This window comes from Acetobacterium wieringae, assembly GCF_023700225.1.
GTDB lineage: Bacteria > Bacillota > Clostridia > Eubacteriales > Eubacteriaceae > Acetobacterium > Acetobacterium wieringae.
This window is the reverse complement of the sequence record NZ_CP097897.1, coordinates 684,432-700,710: the sequence shown is the minus strand read 5'-3', so window position 1 is coordinate 700,710 and position 16,279 is coordinate 684,432. Positions and strand designations below refer to the sequence as shown.

Annotated in this window: 16 protein-coding genes; 3 read left to right on the top strand and 13 right to left on the bottom strand. The window is 43.3% G+C overall.

All coding sequences use genetic code 11. The annotated features are described in order from the left end of the window. Positions 1-137: 137 nt before the first annotated feature. Entirely contained in the window at positions 138-1,352 is a 1,215-nt protein-coding gene (locus CHL1_RS03445; RefSeq protein ID WP_250934623.1) for a CdaR family protein, read from the bottom strand. Further along, on the bottom strand, positions 1,339-2,187 hold the full coding sequence (gene cdaA, locus CHL1_RS03440) for a diadenylate cyclase CdaA (RefSeq protein WP_070369968.1): 849 nt from the start codon (positions 2,185-2,187) through the stop codon (positions 1,339-1,341). The genes CHL1_RS03445 and cdaA overlap by 14 nt, the downstream gene beginning before the upstream one ends. 193 nt (positions 2,188-2,380) lie before the next feature. Here cdaA and CHL1_RS03435 point away from each other — a divergent pair, with 193 nt between their 5' ends. Continuing rightward, positions 2,381-2,812 carry a CBS domain-containing protein gene (locus tag CHL1_RS03435; RefSeq protein WP_070369967.1) on the top strand — a complete coding sequence of 144 codons (432 nt, stop codon included), beginning with the start codon at positions 2,381-2,383 and terminating at the stop codon, positions 2,810-2,812. A gap of 115 nt (positions 2,813-2,927) precedes the next feature. Here the strand turns inward: CHL1_RS03435 and CHL1_RS03430 are convergent, their stop codons facing one another. Then, positions 2,928-5,486 carry an MrcB family domain-containing protein gene (locus CHL1_RS03430; RefSeq protein WP_250934622.1) on the bottom strand — a complete coding sequence of 853 codons (2,559 nt, stop codon included), beginning with the start codon at positions 5,484-5,486 and terminating at the stop codon, positions 2,928-2,930. A 46-nt stretch (positions 5,487-5,532) separates the two neighbouring features. Beyond that, on the bottom strand, positions 5,533-6,123 hold the full coding sequence (locus CHL1_RS03425; protein ID WP_070369965.1) for a secondary thiamine-phosphate synthase enzyme YjbQ: 591 nt from the start codon (positions 6,121-6,123) through the stop codon (positions 5,533-5,535). A gap of 220 nt (positions 6,124-6,343) precedes the next feature. Here CHL1_RS03425 and CHL1_RS03420 point away from each other — a divergent pair, with 220 nt between their 5' ends. Then, positions 6,344-7,183, top strand: coding sequence for a putative ABC transporter permease (locus CHL1_RS03420; protein ID WP_070369964.1), 840 nt, complete (start codon positions 6,344-6,346; stop codon positions 7,181-7,183). A gap of 43 nt (positions 7,184-7,226) precedes the next feature. Beyond that, entirely contained in the window at positions 7,227-8,075 is an 849-nt protein-coding gene (locus CHL1_RS03415; protein ID WP_070369963.1) for a Tle-like phospholipase domain-containing protein, read from the top strand. Positions 8,076-8,147: 72 nt separating this feature from the next. On the opposite strand, the gene CHL1_RS03410 is transcribed toward CHL1_RS03415, so the two are convergent. The 9 genes from CHL1_RS03410 to CHL1_RS03370 all read right to left on the bottom strand — a co-directional run bounded on the left by CHL1_RS03410 (position 8,148) and on the right by CHL1_RS03370 (position 16,205). Further along, complete coding sequence (locus tag CHL1_RS03410) at positions 8,148-9,338, bottom strand: AI-2E family transporter (protein ID WP_228881349.1); 1,191 nt, start codon at positions 9,336-9,338, stop codon at positions 8,148-8,150. A gap of 125 nt (positions 9,339-9,463) precedes the next feature. After that, on the bottom strand, positions 9,464-9,805 hold the full coding sequence (locus CHL1_RS03405) for a hypothetical protein (protein ID WP_070369962.1): 342 nt from the start codon (positions 9,803-9,805) through the stop codon (positions 9,464-9,466). A 199-nt stretch (positions 9,806-10,004) separates the two neighbouring features. Beyond that, positions 10,005-11,819, bottom strand: coding sequence for a translational GTPase TypA (gene typA, locus CHL1_RS03400; protein ID WP_070369961.1), 1,815 nt, complete (start codon positions 11,817-11,819; stop codon positions 10,005-10,007). Between the two features lie 84 nt (positions 11,820-11,903). Beyond that, positions 11,904-12,296 carry a 30S ribosomal protein S9 gene (rpsI, locus tag CHL1_RS03395; protein WP_070369960.1) on the bottom strand — a complete coding sequence of 131 codons (393 nt, stop codon included), beginning with the start codon at positions 12,294-12,296 and terminating at the stop codon, positions 11,904-11,906. Positions 12,297-12,319: 23 nt separating this feature from the next. Beyond that, on the bottom strand, positions 12,320-12,757 hold the full coding sequence (gene rplM, locus CHL1_RS03390; RefSeq protein WP_070369959.1) for a 50S ribosomal protein L13: 438 nt from the start codon (positions 12,755-12,757) through the stop codon (positions 12,320-12,322). Between the two features lie 180 nt (positions 12,758-12,937). After that, positions 12,938-13,672, bottom strand: a complete 735-nt coding sequence (gene truA / locus CHL1_RS03385) for a tRNA pseudouridine(38-40) synthase TruA (RefSeq protein ID WP_070369958.1) — start codon at positions 13,670-13,672, stop codon at positions 12,938-12,940. 16 nt (positions 13,673-13,688) lie between these two features. Then, positions 13,689-14,510 (bottom strand): energy-coupling factor transporter transmembrane component T family protein, encoded by an 822-nt coding sequence (locus tag CHL1_RS03380; RefSeq protein WP_070369957.1) that lies wholly within the window; start codon positions 14,508-14,510, stop codon positions 13,689-13,691. Positions 14,511-14,514: 4 nt separating this feature from the next. Then, the gene (locus CHL1_RS03375; RefSeq protein ID WP_070369956.1) at positions 14,515-15,369 is read right to left on the bottom strand and encodes an energy-coupling factor transporter ATPase; all 855 of its coding nucleotides are present in this window, start codon (positions 15,367-15,369) and stop codon (positions 14,515-14,517) included. Next, on the bottom strand, positions 15,360-16,205 hold the full coding sequence (locus CHL1_RS03370) for an energy-coupling factor transporter ATPase (RefSeq protein ID WP_070369955.1): 846 nt from the start codon (positions 16,203-16,205) through the stop codon (positions 15,360-15,362). Before CHL1_RS03370 ends, CHL1_RS03375 begins: the two co-directional genes overlap by 10 nt. Positions 16,206-16,279 lie beyond the last annotated feature (74 nt).

Sequence of the window (16,279 nt, the reverse complement as noted above, 5' to 3'; positions counted from 1 at the left end):
TTCCTCCTTAAATAGTGTTTTTGGTGTGAATGTAATTCTCTGAAAAAAATTACTTCCTGCTATTATATGTTAAAAGTTTGTCAAATGCAAGATTTTGTATTAAATTTTATGTAAAAATTATTGTTTACCAAATTTTTTTATTCAATTATTACTGTTGTCTTTGCTGGCGTAATCGATTTGACCAAAGACTGGGATAAATTCGTCTGAATCGGCAATTCATATTCCCCTGGACCCAAGTTGGCACAATCAACAAAGGCTTCAATCTGAGCTGCATTTAAACTGTTTAAAATGCTGCTGGCACCTTCTAATTTAACCACCACTCGAGAATCCTTGATCTTAGACGTAACCAGACCAGTTCCCAGATTTTTAGTACTCACTTTATCGATGGTAAAGCTTTTCTCCACCGGCGTTTCAATGGACACTGTCGCCTTGACTTTTCCGCTACCATCGAGGAAATAAAATCCTGACGGCAGCGACAGATTAACATCTTTGGTAAATGTTTTGGACTGTCCTGATACATCAATGGCATCCATCGGAATCGTCTCAATGGTATTGAGCAGACCTTCCTTGGCTCCAATTAGCACCTTGGAGGGCTCAACCTGAACACCCGTGACAATATATCCGCTGGCTGGGTCTCCGGTTGTGGATGGGACAATCCCAATTGATTTTGTTTTGCCAAGGATGATTTCCGCTTCCACCACATTGGGCAAGATCTCCAAATCGGTAATCGGATTTCCGGCAGTATCATAAGCAGTTACTTTCAGATTTTGCGTGGTATCCTCTTTTAACCCATTGACATTGGCCGTTGCCGTAATTTTATCAATCCGGGCGATGGACTCCTGTGGACCTTTTACTTCCACGGTTTCCTGAGACTCGGCCGAGATCACCGCCAGATCATCGGCGGGTTTCCCTTCCAGACCAATATCCACATCCATATCTTCTTTGATAATATTATCCACATCAATCTGAAGGCTGGAAGGATTCATACTGGTGATTATCACCGAGTTGGCCAGTCCCTTAACCTCTACATCCAGATCGTAGGTTCCCTTCTCATCGATATCCCCAAGATCAACTTCGGCGGTTATTTCTTTCATGTTAACATTTCTTAGATTCTTGTCCGTCCCCTTGACCTGCATATTCAGATAATAGGTTTTATCATCGGCCAGAACCAGATTTTTTTCGGACAACGATTCAACATTGGTCAAGGTTATCGGGATACTGTTAAAATCCTGGGTAATCAGCATATCCGCATTCCCATTGACCATAAACCAAAGCGTAATCGCAATACCAACGGATGCAAGCATTCGAATCAGTCGTTCACGAAACGAAATTTTCTTTTTATTTGCTGCCATCTAATCGCCCCCAAAGTTTGCCAATCCACCCGCTATCGGTGTTACCATCCTCATTTACGGTATAGTTTTCCATGATAATTTGTTTGAGCACCTCAATCATGATGTCCTGAAACAAGGTACCCTTTGAGGCATAGGAAACTTGACCGGTTTCTTCCGATACAATGATGACCAGGGCATCGGATTTTTCAGTCATTCCCAACCCCGCCCGATGGCGGGTTCCCAATTCACTGCTTAAATCACGATTGTCCGAAAGTGGCAGCAAGCAACCAGCCGCTCGGATTTGTCTGGACCAAAGCTTAATAATCACCGCTCCGTCATGAAGGGGTCGATTGGGGGTGAAAATATTTTCCAGTAATTCACTGCTGATGTCTGAATCCAGCTCCGTGCCCGTTTTAACAATATTATTAAGCCCGGTATCTTTCTCCAGTACAATTAGAGCTCCAGTTCGCTCGCAGGCCAGTTTTCCCACGGCTTTGATGATTTTATCCACATCGTCTTCCAGAAAATCCATTGAGGGCTTTTTCATCATCTCTTTAAAAATTCGATAATTCCCCAGTTGTTCGAGAGCTGAACGGAATTCCGGCTGAAATACCACGACAATAAAAATAAACGCCCAGGTAAAAACGCTGGTGATAATCAGATTCAGAGTGGTGAAACCCAACCATTCACTGATGGGCGCCAAAAAAAGCAACACGATCAAGCCTTTAAAAACCTGTTCAGCCTGAGTGCCCCGAATCCACATCAATAGCCGATAGACAATAAAGGAAATAATGACGATCTCAATGATACTGGCTACGGTGATTCTCGATTGAATATATAACAAAAACTCTTCCATTTTAGTTCCCTCGTTCATTCGTTGCTATTAATTATACACTAATAAGGCCATTTCGTGAAAGAGAATTTGTTTTTTTTCATATTTTTACAATCATCATTAAGAATTTTTTTAAGGGAGACTTGTGAAACACATGTTAAAATAAATTTTAAATTGAAACCTTCCCATCTTTTTTAAGAATAAGGAGATCATTTTCATGAAAAACCATCTGTTTTATTTATTGCCCAAAAGCGAAACCGTCTTTTTAACCAACACTGATTCATTTAATCAAGCTTATAATATGTTTGTCATTACCAATTACACCGCCTTACCGGTTATTAACAAGAAAGGACAGTATGTCGGAACCATCAGTGAGGGTGATCTGCTCCGGGTACTGTCACTGAGTCTCACCCATCCGGAAATTGATTTGGAGTCTTTTGAAATCAAAGATATTGATTTTAAAATTAATCTGGAAGTGGCCCGAATCAATGAAAGCTACGAACATCTGGTGGAGCTGGCAGTCAAACAGAACTTTATTCCCCTAGTCGATGACCAGGGTATTTTTATCGGCATCCTCCGTCGTCAGGAACTGATCAAAGAACTGATCAGTTTCTTAGAAGATAAGGTAGCTGAGCAGGAAGCTGGCTAACTATCCTTCCGCTCATAAGTCAAGCCAATTAACTAATCTTTTGTCCCCCAGTCAGACCATACTGACCACAGAAATGCCGGACAAAGACTTTGTTAATTGGCTTTTTTTGTTGACCCTATTTGGTTTTTAGTAACTTTACCACCGCCTGACCACTTCTGGGGCAGGGAATGACTTGGTCTTTAAGTAGCACTTCATAGTGGCCAATAAAACGATCGAGTGGTAGATTCAGGCATTTTTCCCGTAGCCCGTCGTCCAGTAAAAAGCAGGCTAATTCCTGATAGACGACATGATCAGCTTTAGGATCAAGCGCCAGTGCTGGTAGAATCCGTTGGACAATGGCCAAGTCAATGATCTCCTCTTCTGTGAACAAACCCTCGGCTCCACTGTTAATTCCAAAAGCCAGGATTTCATTTTTGCCGCGATATCCCATCGGGCAGTCATGCCCAATTAACAGCGTTTGGAGATCTTTTAGTAAATTCATCAGTCGCTCCAGAATTTCCGGCAAGCCCTTGGCCTGGCTATGGATTTTAAAAGCGCTGTTCTCCCAGTCGCTGTCACCGACAGGACTGCCATAATCCGGGAAAACCCCAATTCCGACGACTGGCATCTCAATCACATTGCCGCTGTCAATAACCCGGTCTGGGACCGGAAAATAACCCAAGCCTTCATTGATGGTGGCGATAAAATAAAGATTATCTGGAAAATTCAAACTGCCGTATTCCCGGTACGCCGTAATATCAGAACCAAAATCTTCCCGTTTTAAAAAAGGCTCCTGGCTGCCATTGATCCCTTCCAACAGCAGCCGTAGATACTCTGCTGTCGGCGACCGATCCATTTCATCAAGCAGAAAAAAATGGGGTTTGTCCGGGTATTCTTTGGCGGCCTTTAACATCAGCATAATCGGACCAGGAATAAAGTGACCACGGCTGTCCAGACGACCAAAAAGGTGCGTATCATCATCCCAATTCTTCCCCACCAATAGCCGTTTAAAGCGACTGTTTTCTGAAGTAGCGCCAATTGCCTCGGCAAAAAGTCGGGGAAAGCTTGTTTTGCCACTACCCACCCGGCCTTTAATCATCACAAAGGGTTTTGACTTAATCGACAGATAGTAACGCTTAATTAATTCAGCCGGATAGTAATAGCCTCTATTTCCCATTTTTGCCTGAACCATCCGGAGCGCCGGAGTGAGCTCATCATTTTGGGCCGGATAACGGACCAATGGCCGGGTCAACGTTTCAACTGGAGTAGCTTTATTGGCATCCGAAGCGATCGCGTGATCCGCCTCCAATTCGGCTTTCTCACAAATTTTCTGGGTTTTGCCGCTGATTATTTGACCATTTTGGGCGCTCTCTGCTTCCTGATCAAAAGGGGTTTCTGCTGGATTTCGGCTTTCGCAGGGCACCACCGTTTCCGTCTCCATTGCTTTGTCCGGGGGGGGCGAAGGAAAGACAGGCTGTGGTTCTCTGTTATCCTCTGCGTTACAAAGCAAGCTGTCGTCGCTATCGATCACTTCATCCGAACGATTCGCATCCAGGTCTTTTGCAACCACTGCGGCAGTTTTGGTTAGTTGCGGTTCTGCCACTGTCTTTGGCGCTTCCACCAACGTTTTCGGATCCGCTTCTACTTCCATTATCGGACTGGCGCTCACTGTTTCAATGGTCTCTCCACAATCTGTTTCGGTGCTGATTTTTTCAATCGTTTCATTACTGACTAAGGTTTTATCCGCATCCCGATCCTTAATCAAACACTGTTCATACATTTTTCTGAACGCTTCAAATTCTGTTGCCAGTACCCCATCTTCAGGCATATCCGTTTCGCTATATTCCCGATAACAGACAATCCCGGATACCAGGCTGGCACTGGCCAATAAAACCTCCTGATGACTGGTTTTAAAATTTTCCGTCTCAATCTTTTCCCGGTATTTGGCGGCTTGCTCCGAAAGACTTCGGATTCCCAAACCTTCTTTACCATAGACAATCGCCAGATAGAGTTTGCCACTGTCCTTCGCCAGTATATACGCCAGATACAGATCCTCATGATCCAGCCGCTGATCTTTTTTTTCAACCACTTTAACCCAGGGAATTTCCGCCCACTGGGTGTCACCGGCAAAGCCCCGAACCTGATAATGACCAGATTGGATCGCTTCAAGGCTTTCAATCACCTTGGGAATTTCTTCGTTGATGATATCCTTAAAGGAAAAACGAAAATCCCGGGGATAATAGTTGGGGTAACCGGCTATCCATTTTAACAGCAACTCCCGAAGTCCTACTCCTGCCGGGATGGTCTTTTGGGTCGCATCACTCGCTTTGACCGCATCAGAAGCTGTCACCGCATCGCCAGTTATTAAACGCAGACTAAACGCATCGTTGCTTTTTGTCAGTTCCATTCTTGGTATAAAAACATCCGGCTGCTCGCCCTGGAACCAGGACTCGTAGTCCGGAAAGGTTTCACCCAGTTTGCGAATCAGTACCTTACTCCATTTCAGTATGGTATCTCCGCCTTCAGCTTCCAGGTATGCCGGGTATTCCCGATTCTGATAAATAATTGCCAATCGGTCTCCGACATTGCCAAAAAAACCAATCATTTCAACTGGAACAAGCATTTCCGTACTTTTAAAGTCTGCGAGTTCCATCATTTTGATCATTTGATCCGATCCTGTTAATTCCCAGCTCATTGTTACTGCCTTTCTCGATTCTTGCTCATTGTGGTAAGTGTTTTTATCAATCGCCATCGGTATCGTTTTCTGCGACGACTGTTTCTCTGCTTTCGGCTTCCTGTTTCAACCGATTCGCTTCCCGTAGACGCCATTCGTTGCGCATTTCTTCAGCAATCTGTTGCTGTTCTGCTTCATAAGCTTGACGCTTCTCAAAAATTAAAGCCAGTTCTTCCGGCATTGACGCTTCCTCATGTTCTGCCAGGGTTGTGCCAAAACTGCTGATAAAATACTGACGTTCACCGGGCCCCTGGAATTCAACAAAATAAATACTCTGATTTTTATCCAGCATCAACGTTCCGCTGTTAACCATCACCTGCAGCGACGGTCCAAAAATCGTAGCCTTAACACAGGCGGTTGTCCAACCGGTAAACTTCATGCCGTCATACTTAGGCATCAGATGGTTCAACTTATCAAAAAATTCCCGTTCAAGCCGCCAGTCATCATTAATGGAAATCATCACTGCTGCGGTTCGCTCGGGAACCTGAATCTGTACAAAGCCATCGTTTAATCGGGACTGGTCAACAAATTCCCGAATCGCTGGGGTAATGTCGATGAGTTGTTCACTTCTTGTTATCTCAATTTTATTGTTTTTCATTTATGCTCCCTGTTTGATTGATTTTTGGTTGCTTTGTCATTATTTGGGGTATATCAACCATTATAAACGATCCATTTTAAAAAAACAAAAACATATCCACCCATCTTGGATAAATATTTGCAGTACAGGAGTCAAAAGGCGTTTTATTCACGATTTTTCTTTATGACCGCATACTGATGTGTTAAAATGATTCAAAGCTAAAATTTGAGAGGAATCATTTATGTATTATAATCTGAGTCTGCTATTTGTTTATTTTTTTCTTTATGCCATCATCGGTTGGATGTGTGAAGTCGTGTACTGCTCCATCCCGGAAAAAAAATTTATTAACCGGGGCTTTCTAAATGGTCCCTATTGTCCGATTTATGGAGTTGGCGCACTGATTATCATCATGTTTCTGATGCCCTATGTCAGTGATCCGATTCTGGTTTTTTTCATTGGCATTATTCTCACCAGTACATTGGAATATGTCACCAGTTGGGGAATGGAAAAACTCTTTCATGCCAAATGGTGGGACTACTCCGACCATAAATTCAACATCAATGGACGCGTCTGTCTGCTCAATTCATTTCTTTTTGGTCTGTTGTGTGTGATTTTAATGTACGTGGTTCATCCCATTGTCAATGATCTAGTTAACAGTTTCTCCGCTTTCTGGATTCAGGTTATTGCCACCATTGCAGCCGTCTTCTTTGTCAGTGATCTGGTGGAATCGACCCGGGAAACCGTTTCCTTCAACAAAAAACTGGGCAGTGTTTACGAAGCGACCACTGAACTTAAAGATCATTTAAAAGAGAAAGGGATCACCACCGCTCACGAAGTGACTGCCAAAGTTCGGGATCTCAAAGACGGAACCTTGACCGAAGCCAAGGATTCAGCCCACCATCTGATCGTCTCGCTAACCAATCGCATCAGCGAAAACAAAGTCATCAATCGGTATTCACATCGCCGAATTATGAATGCTTTTCCCAAGATGTCCCATCTAAACCATCAAACGTCATTGGAAATCTATAAAGCCTTTATGGAGAAAAACAAAGCCAAACATACAAAAATTGATGCAAACTAGTTTAGCATAGCAGTTTTAATTTCTTACCAAAGGAGGTAAGAGCATGTTGTATCATAGTGAACTGAATTTGATCAGCCAACTGGCTGCCCTGAACCTACCGGTTGAACCATCCCGATTACCTGATTATTCGGTGGGCGAAATGGTTGCGGCACTCTTGCAAAATGTCAATAATCTTCAGGGCGATTGCGCCATGTCGGCCGCTGAATGGGATCAATCCCTTCATCTGATGATGGCTAATCCGCACCTCACTGCCCTGAAGGTACTCGCCTACACAAACCAGCCCGAAAACGGACTCGTCGCTTATTGTTTTTCTGATGTTATTCCACACTCCGGCATCATCGCTTTTCGGGGCACCACCGGCATCGGCTGGATTGACAATATTCAAGGCGGCTTTGTGACCGATACCCCACAACAACTAAAAGCCCTGGAATTCTATCGTGCTGTTGATGCGGCCTTTGATATGGAACATTATACCTTAACCGGCCATTCCAAAGGCGGCAACAATGGTCAGTATATTACCGTTGTTGCAGGCAGAAAGATTAGTCGCTGTGTGACCTTTAACAGTCAGGGTTTTTCGGCTGAATTCATCCGTAAATATGCCACCGAAATTATCGCCAATCAGGATAAAATCATTGCCTATGAATCGGCCTGGGATGTGGTTAATATCCTGCTTAACAGCATCGCTGGAAAAAGGATTGTGGTCGGTAATGAATCCAAACTCCCCCACAACAATCATCCTCCCAATCGCCTGCTGGATCAGCATGGCGAGATTCGCAACCTGGATATGCGGCATCCTTTTTATGCCGGTTTTCAGAATTTCACGGTCACTTTAACCCAGATCGCTTCCAAAGCCAAACAACAACTGGAAAAGACACGAACTACAAAAAAATAACTGAAAAAGCGTCCACGAAGTGACTGACCCAACTGGATCCACTTCCGGACGCTTGTTAATTCATCATTTGATTTAGTCAGACTCTTGCTGCCCAAGCTTCATTTTTTCGATCCGCTCATTGGTAATTTTTCTAAATACCGCATAAAATACCGCAAATGAAGGAATCCCCAAAATAATTCCCAGGAAACCAAACAGACTGCCACCGATAATCATTCCAACCAGTACCCATAAACCGGATAAACCAATGGAGCCTCCCACAACCCGGGGATAGATCACATTGCTTTCCACCTGTTGTAGGGCAATAATATAAATCACAAAGATCAGACAATAGATCGGGTTGACCACCAGTAAAATAAAGCCACTGGGTACGGCTCCCAAAAAAGCACCAAACACTGGGATCACGCTAGTCATGCCAACCAATACTCCAATCAGTAACGCATACGGGATCTGCAAAATAGCTAATCCAACGGTACAGAGGGTTCCCAGAATAAAGGCTTCCGTTATTTGCCCGGCAATAAATCCGTGAAACACTTGATTAGCGGTAATGCTGACGTCCTGGATAAAATCAGCCCGGTCTTTTCGGATATAAGCATAAATCAGTTTATCTTTGACGGCCAACAAGTTTTCTTTATCAGCCAGCAGATAAATGGAAATGACGATTCCCATAATCGCATTAAAAAAACCAACCGTGAAGTTTTTCGTCGCATTGAATATTTCCGGTACGGAATTAAGCAAAAGGCTACCAAACTGTTCCATCAAAGAATCCCATTCAATGGCAATGTCATTCCACAGTGTATCCGGTAAATTAAAGAATGCCAGCGCATCATCTACCAGCGTATTAAATGAATCCACATACCCTGGTAATTTGACCATTAATGTATCGATGCTTTCGCTCACCTGGGGAATAACAAAGGTAATCAAACCGGCCAGAATACCAATCACAAATAAGAATGTCAGGGTTATTGCAATCATTCGTTTGCCCTTATTCAGATCACGATTCTTTTTATTTTTTATGCGATTCATAAAACCAAGAAAATGTCCTTCGATAAAGGTCATTGGGATGTTTAAGACAAACGCAATACCCAGCGCAATCAGCACTGGTGTGATGATATTCATAAATAGCCCTAAATAGCTGACCAGATATCTGATGTTCAGCAAGGCTACCAGTAAGCAGATTCCAAAAGTAATCAGAAAGAAATAATTCCGAAAATTTTTATCGCTCATATCGTGATTTTCATTATTACGCTCATTGTTGTTTTCCACAGATTCACCGCCTTTATATTCGGGTTATTTTCTAATACGTTTTGCTACTACTATTTTGAAAGTAAAAAGCATCGCCTGGTAAAGCAATGCTTTTTACAAATTTATTATGATGTATGAAGAACGACTTAATAGGACTTAATCAGGGTAATTCCGCCAATTAATGGCAACGGTTTGGCCTCCAGCTGAATCACATTGATGATTCCATAAATGGCAAAACCAACAAACGCCAGGGGCACGGCACTAAAAAGGATGGTTGAAAGAATCCAACCAATGACGGGAACAACACCGATAATGATTCCGACTACGGTGAAAACCAGCCATGCCAGAAATAACACCAAACCCTGATTGGTATGATAGCGGGCAAATTGATTGTCTCCGGCGGCAAACAATGGAATGAGAAAGATAATATAGGCAAAAACTGCCATGATTTTACCATCTTCAGCTTCTTGTTTATCAATATTAATCAAATCGTATTACCTCCGCTTAAGTTCAGACAACAGCTGTAAAGCCATTATCCGTTTGGTTATTTGTTCGGTAAAACCTTATACCGTATATATAATATCACACTGAAAGTTTAACGGTCAATCGTTATTTCATGCACCGGTGCTGATATTTCATTTTTCTCTGTCATTTAAAAAGGAACGCCAGTCCGGCGTTCCAAAATTTTTAGCGGGCGCTACGTTTTCGTTCCAGCTCCCCGAGAATTTTCTTACGAATCCGGATATCGGTGGGGGTCAGTTCCACTAATTCATCATCATTGATAAATTCCAGTGCCTGCTCCAGTGTCATGATGCGAGGCTCAATCAGTTTTAACGCCTCATCAGTACCAGACGATCGGACATTGGTCATCTTTTTGTTCTTTGTCGGATTAACCGTCATGTCATCACTTCGGTTATTGATCCCGATGATCATCCCTTCGTAAACCTTGGTTCCAGGACCAACCAGCATCTCACCCCGATCGCTGAGGTTAAACAGCGAGTAGGCCATGGTTTCGCCACTGAACTGAGAAATCAGTACCCCATTAAGACGCTGCGGAATATCCCCTTTGTGATCTTCAAAGGCAGCAAAACGCCGAACCATGGTTCCTTCTCCATGGGTATCATTGATAAACTCACTCTGATAGCCCAACAAGCCCCGAGTCGGCACAAAGAATTCCATTCTTGTCCAGGCTTCATCGGTATACATACTCTCCATCCGACCTTTACGGATATTTAGCTTTGAAATAACGGCACCCGAATATTTTTCCGGTACTGAAATAATGACCAATTCAACCGGCTCCAGCAACTTACCATTTTCATCCCGGTGCATAATTACTTCGGGTTTGGATACAGCCACTTCGTAACCTTCACGACGCATGTTTTCCAAAAGAATCGATAAATGAAGCTCGCCCCGTCCGGAAACCTTGAAACCATCGGTGGTATCTTCCAGTTCTTCAACGAGTAGACCCACATTAACTTCCAGTTCTTTTTCCAATCGAGCCCGAATGTGTCGGGTCGTTACAAATTTTCCAGAGTCACCAGCAAACGGCGACTTATTGACCAGGAAGTTCATTGATAAAGTTGGCTGTTCAATTTCAATCAGTTCCATCGGTTGTACCTGGTTGATTTCACCGATGGTTTCCCCAATAGAGATATCAGGTATTCCTGAAACAACCACAATATCGCCAGCCTTGGCTTCTTTGACCTCGACCCGGGATAAACCGCGATACACAAAGACCTGGTTGATTTTCTCTTTTTTAAAGGATCCATCGGTTTTGCATATTTCAATTTGCTCGCCTGCATGAATCGTGCCAGAATAGATCTTACCAATCCCCAAGCGGCCAATGTAATCATCATATGCCAGGGAAGAAACCTGCATCTGTAGTGGTTCCAGGCTCAGATCATCCTGAAGGCCGACATGCTCCACAATGGTCTCAAAAAGCGGCTCCAGGTTCACCCCTTCGTCATCCATATCACGAATGGCGATTCCTTCTTTGGCAATCCCATAAAGTACCGGGAAATCCAACTGTTTGTCATTGGCTTTGAGTTCCACAAACAAATCGAAAACCATATCAACGACTTCTTCCGCCCGTTGATCTTTTTTATCGATTTTATTAATGAAAAGAATTGGATTAAGCCCCTTCTCCAGCGACTTATTCAGAACAAAACGGGTTTGCGGCATCGGACCTTCACTGGAGTCGACCAGCAAAACAACTGTATCAACAGTTTTCAGGATTCGTTCAACCTCTGAAGAAAAGTCGGCATGGCCGGGGGTATCGACAATATTGATTTTGATGTCTTTATACATAATGGAGCAGTTTTTTGAGTAAATGGTGATTCCGCGTTCGCGTTCAAGGTCATTACTGTCCATTACGCAGTCCACGACCTCCTGATTTTCTCTAAAAACATTGCTTTGTCCTAAAAGGGCATCTACCAGGGTAGATTTTCCGGCATCGACATGGGCGATGACTGCAATGTTAATAATGGGTTGTTTGTTATTCATAAATTCCTGCTTTCTTAATTAACTAGTGTTACACTGAAAAGTCCTGCAACATTGAATGTCGCAGGACTTGTAATAAGTCTGATATTAACGTTTTGAAAACTGTGGTGCACGACGCGCTTTTTTGAGACCGTATTTTTTTCGTTCAACCATACGAGAGTCTCGAGTTAAGTAACCGGCACGTTTCAGTGCTGGTCGCAGGTTGATGTCTGCTTCAAGCAGAGCACGGGCAATCCCATGGCGGATTGCACCAGCCTGTCCGGTAAAACCGCCACCGTGAACATTGACAATCACGTCAAAGGTGTTTAGTGTATCGGTTAATGTTAATGGTTGTCTAGCGATAACCTTTAAGGTTTCCATTCCGAAAAATTCATCAATATCACGTCCGTTAATGGTGAATTTTCCACTCCCTGGTAATAATCGAACTCGGGCAACCGAGGTTTTTCTTCGTCCAGTTCCAAAATATTGTACTTTAGCCATTCTCTATTTCCTCCTTCTCAGCATTAAAATTCGTAAACTTCAGGCAATTGTGCAGCATGTGGATGTTCATTGCCAGCATAAACTTTAAGTTTAGTCGCAATTTTATCACCCAATTTGTTATGTGGGATCATTCCCTTTACTGCTTTGAAAACCAAAAGTTCTGGTTTTTCAGCTAAGAATTTTCGATAGGTCATTTCTTTTAACCCACCGCAATATCCAGAATATGTTTTATATAATTTCTGATCCAGTTTATTTCCGGTTAACACAACCTTATCGGCATTAATAATAATGACAAAATCTCCACAATCCATATGTGGTGAAAAGATTGGTTTGTTTTTTCCTCGTAAAATATTTGCAACTTCTGTCGCCAGTCGTCCTAATACCTTACCCTCTGCATCAATCACATACCATTTACGGTCTATTTCATGAGATTTGGCCATTTTTGTGGCGTTCGCATTCATCTCAAAAGTCCTCCTCAGTTAATAATTTCTTTATTTTATCTATTGGCTTTCTGACAAGTGGGAGTTATCAGAAATCGTTTTTTATTGTATCCGGGCTAGTGATACATTAACGTCCATCGTTAATTCTATAGCATCTTTCCGGGTGTGTCAAGTAATTTATGCCGTTGTGTGTTTTTATTTTTAATAATAGACTTCCTTTAAGTAAAGCCCCTGGGCGGGAGCCGTTATCCCAGCCTGACTGCGCTCCAGACTTTTAATGATTGTAGCGATGTCCTCGGGTTTCCGCCGCTGATAGCCGACTTCGTAAAGGGTTCCGACCATAATCCGGACCATATTGTAGAGAAAGCCATTACCCCGAAATGTCATTTCATAAAGGTCACCCTTTTTATCAAATGAAATTTCTTCAATGGTGCGGATCGTTGTTTTGATCGAACTGCCACTTGCCATAAAGGCGGAAAAATCATGCTCACCGATAAAATAGGATGCGGCCTCCTTCATTTCCTGCCAGTCCAGGGTACGGCTGACATGAAACGCCAGATCCGAGTAAAAGGGACTGTCAACCGGACTCTCATAAATCTTATAGATATAACTCTTCCCCTTGGCATGATAACGGCTATGAAAGTCAAGCGCTCGCTCTCGACTGCCGACAATGCGAATATCTGACGGCAATCTGGTGTTCAACGCCCGATAAAATGCCTCTGCCGGAATTGTTGATCGGGTAAGAAAATTGGCACTTTGCCCCAAAGCATGAACGCCCGCATCGGTTCGACCAGATCCAATCAGATTGACCGTTTCGCCCGTCAACTCTCGGATTGCATTGATAATTACTTCCTGGATGGTCACGCCATTGGGTTGTATCTGCCAACCACAATACCTGGTACCACAATAAGAGATGATTAATTGGATATTTTTCATTACTCGATATTAATTCTTAGACCGGAAATAATAGCGGTATTTGAATCCAGGTGGTCAGATAAAGCCCCACGATCATTACAAACATCAATACCAGGCTGGCACCATCCCGGAATTCAAAAGCCAATTGCTTCATCCGGGTTCGGTTTTCGCCCCCCCGGTAGCAGCGTGCTTCCATGGCTGTAGCCAGCTCATCCGCTCTTCGAAATGCAGATATAAACAAGGGAATTAAAATTGGGATCAAATTCTTAGCCCGGGAAATAATATTTCCAGTTTCAAAATTTGCCCCCCGGGCTTTTTGGGCTTTCATGATTCGCTCGGTTTCTTCCATCAATGTTGGGATAAAACGCAGCGCTATCGACATCATCATCGCTAACTCATGCGCATATCGTCGGACGAAGGGAATATATCGCATACACCACTCCATCCCGTCAGTTAAATCAATCGGCGAGGTCGTTAGTGTCATAATACTGGTACCAACCACCAAGAAAATCAAGCGCAGCGCCATATAGGTTGCCACTTTTAATCCTTCCAATGTAACTGTCAGTGGCCCCAACGTTGCCACGACCGTTCCCGGCGTCATAAACAGGTTCAGAACCACCGTCAGCATAATAATCAGGACTAATCCTTTAATTCCCCGGATAATATACCCCACGGGGATTTTAGATAACAGGGTGATGGTTGCCAGTATGACAAATGTGGCAAGATACCCCCACAGGTTATTCAAAAAAAACAACATCACAACAAATGCTGTGGTAAACAGTATCTTCGTTCGCGGATCTAATTTGTGGATCACCGACCCGGTTGGATAATACTGGCCAATTGTAACATCTTTTAACATTTTATTATCCTCTTACAACTTTGAGAATTTCTTTTTTGGCTGCTTCCACCGTAAAAATATCTTCTCTAATTTCTGGATACTTTTCTTTGAGTCGCCGCATCAGATAGGTTACCTCTGGTACCGCCAGTCCAATGCTCTCCAGGGTAGAAATTTCCGTAAACACACGATTGGGTGTATCGTAAAAAACAACTTCCCCTTCATTCATAACCAGAATTTTATCGACCATTTTTCCAATATCTTCCATACTATGGGACACCAGAATAACGGTTATCTGTTTTTGACTATGCAATGATTTGATCTGAGCCAATATTTCTTCCCGTCCTCGGGGATCAAGGCCAGCGGTTGGTTCATCGAGAATCAGTACTGCAGGTTCCATCGCAAGAACACCAGCTATCGCGACCCGCCTCATCTGTCCCCCGGATAATTCAAAGGGCGACTTATCTTTGATTGCATCAAAATCAAGACCAACCATCTTAATTGATTGTCTGACCCGCTGATCAATTTCGTCCTCAGTGAGTCCCTGATTTCTGGGGCCAAAAGCGACATCTTTTTGGACGGTTTCCTCAAACAATTGGTGTTCCGGATATTGGAAGACCAGGCCAATCTGGTGTCTGAGCTGAATTAGTTGGGCTTTTTTTGTTTCGAAAATATCTTTTCCATCGACTAGAACAGTTCCGGAAGTAGGAGTTAGTAATCCATTGAGATGCTGAATCAGCGTCGATTTACCCGAACCAGTGTGGCCGATGATGCCAATAAAACTACCGTCTTCGATGGTTAAATTGATCTCCTTGAGAGCTTTGAATTCAAAGGGTGAACCCTCTGAATAGGTATGGGAAAGATTTTTTATTTCTACTGACATAAGGCATCCACCATTTCCTCGATGCTTAATACATCGTCCGCAATTTCAAGTCCGGCACTTCGCAGTTCATACGCCAACTCCGTCATTTGGGGTACATCCAGGCCGATTTCTTTGAGCCGTTTTACCTGTTTAAAGATCGTCCGGGGTTTTCCTTCCATGACCACCTTACCTTTATCCAGCACGATGATCCGATCCGCATCGACGATTTCTTCCATAAAATGGGTGATATGAATAACCGTCATGTCTTTATCGCGATTAAGGCGCTTGATGGTTTCCATCACTTCCCGTCGTCCCGACGGATCCAGCATCGCTGTGGGTTCATCAAATATGATGCACTCGGGTTCCATCGCCAGAATCCCGGCGATCGCAATCCGCTGTTTCTGACCACCCGACAATTGATGGGGTTTCTGATGGGCATAGGCCTGCATTTCGACCACTGCTAAAGCCCGATCTACCCGTTCTCTGATTTCTTGGGGTGGTACACCCAAATTTTCAGGACCAAAAGCCACATCTTCTTCGACGATCGTTGCGACCAGCTGGTTGTCGGGGTTTTGAAATACCATTCCGGCAGTTTGACGAATCGTCCACAGGTTTTCATGATCCTTGGTATTAAGCCCACTGACCATTACATCACCCTGGGTGGGAAAGATAATCGCATTGAGTAATTTGGAAAGGGTGGATTTCCCCGAACCATTATGTCCGATGATTCCGACAAATTCACCTTTTTCAATATGTAAACTGACGCCATCCAAGGCTACGACTGATTCATTTTCGTTATTATGAGGATATTTGAAATATACATCCTGCACGTCAATCATTCTATTTTTACTATCCATTGTCACGTGTAATCACCTTCTTTGGTGTTAATTAACTTTATAATACAAGAAAGGGATTAAGCGTCAATAACATC

Excerpts from the sequence above, each read along its gene's own strand:
- CHL1_RS03445 (WP_250934623.1), bottom strand. The coding sequence starts at position 1,352 with ATGGCAGCAAATAAAAAGAAAATTTCGTTTCGTGAACGACTGATTCGA.
- cdaA (WP_070369968.1), bottom strand. The coding sequence starts at position 2,187 with ATGGAAGAGTTTTTGTTATATATTCAATCGAGAATCACCGTAGCCAGT.
- CHL1_RS03435 (WP_070369967.1), top strand. The coding sequence starts at position 2,381 with ATGAAAAACCATCTGTTTTATTTATTGCCCAAAAGCGAAACCGTCTTT.
- CHL1_RS03430 (WP_250934622.1), bottom strand. The coding sequence starts at position 5,486 with ATGAGCTGGGAATTAACAGGATCGGATCAAATGATCAAAATGATGGAA.
- CHL1_RS03425 (WP_070369965.1), bottom strand. The coding sequence starts at position 6,123 with ATGAAAAACAATAAAATTGAGATAACAAGAAGTGAACAACTCATCGAC.
- CHL1_RS03420 (WP_070369964.1), top strand. The coding sequence starts at position 6,344 with ATGTATTATAATCTGAGTCTGCTATTTGTTTATTTTTTTCTTTATGCC.
- CHL1_RS03415 (WP_070369963.1), top strand. The coding sequence starts at position 7,227 with ATGTTGTATCATAGTGAACTGAATTTGATCAGCCAACTGGCTGCCCTG.
- typA (WP_070369961.1), bottom strand. The coding sequence starts at position 11,819 with ATGAATAACAAACAACCCATTATTAACATTGCAGTCATCGCCCATGTC.
- rpsI (WP_070369960.1), bottom strand. The coding sequence starts at position 12,296 with ATGGCTAAAGTACAATATTTTGGAACTGGACGAAGAAAAACCTCGGTT.
- rplM (WP_070369959.1), bottom strand. The coding sequence starts at position 12,757 with ATGAATGCGAACGCCACAAAAATGGCCAAATCTCATGAAATAGACCGT.
- truA (WP_070369958.1), bottom strand. The coding sequence starts at position 13,672 with ATGAAAAATATCCAATTAATCATCTCTTATTGTGGTACCAGGTATTGT.
- CHL1_RS03380 (WP_070369957.1), bottom strand. The coding sequence starts at position 14,510 with ATGTTAAAAGATGTTACAATTGGCCAGTATTATCCAACCGGGTCGGTG.
- CHL1_RS03375 (WP_070369956.1), bottom strand. The coding sequence starts at position 15,369 with ATGTCAGTAGAAATAAAAAATCTTTCCCATACCTATTCAGAGGGTTCA.
- CHL1_RS03370 (WP_070369955.1), bottom strand. The coding sequence starts at position 16,205 with ATGGATAGTAAAAATAGAATGATTGACGTGCAGGATGTATATTTCAAA.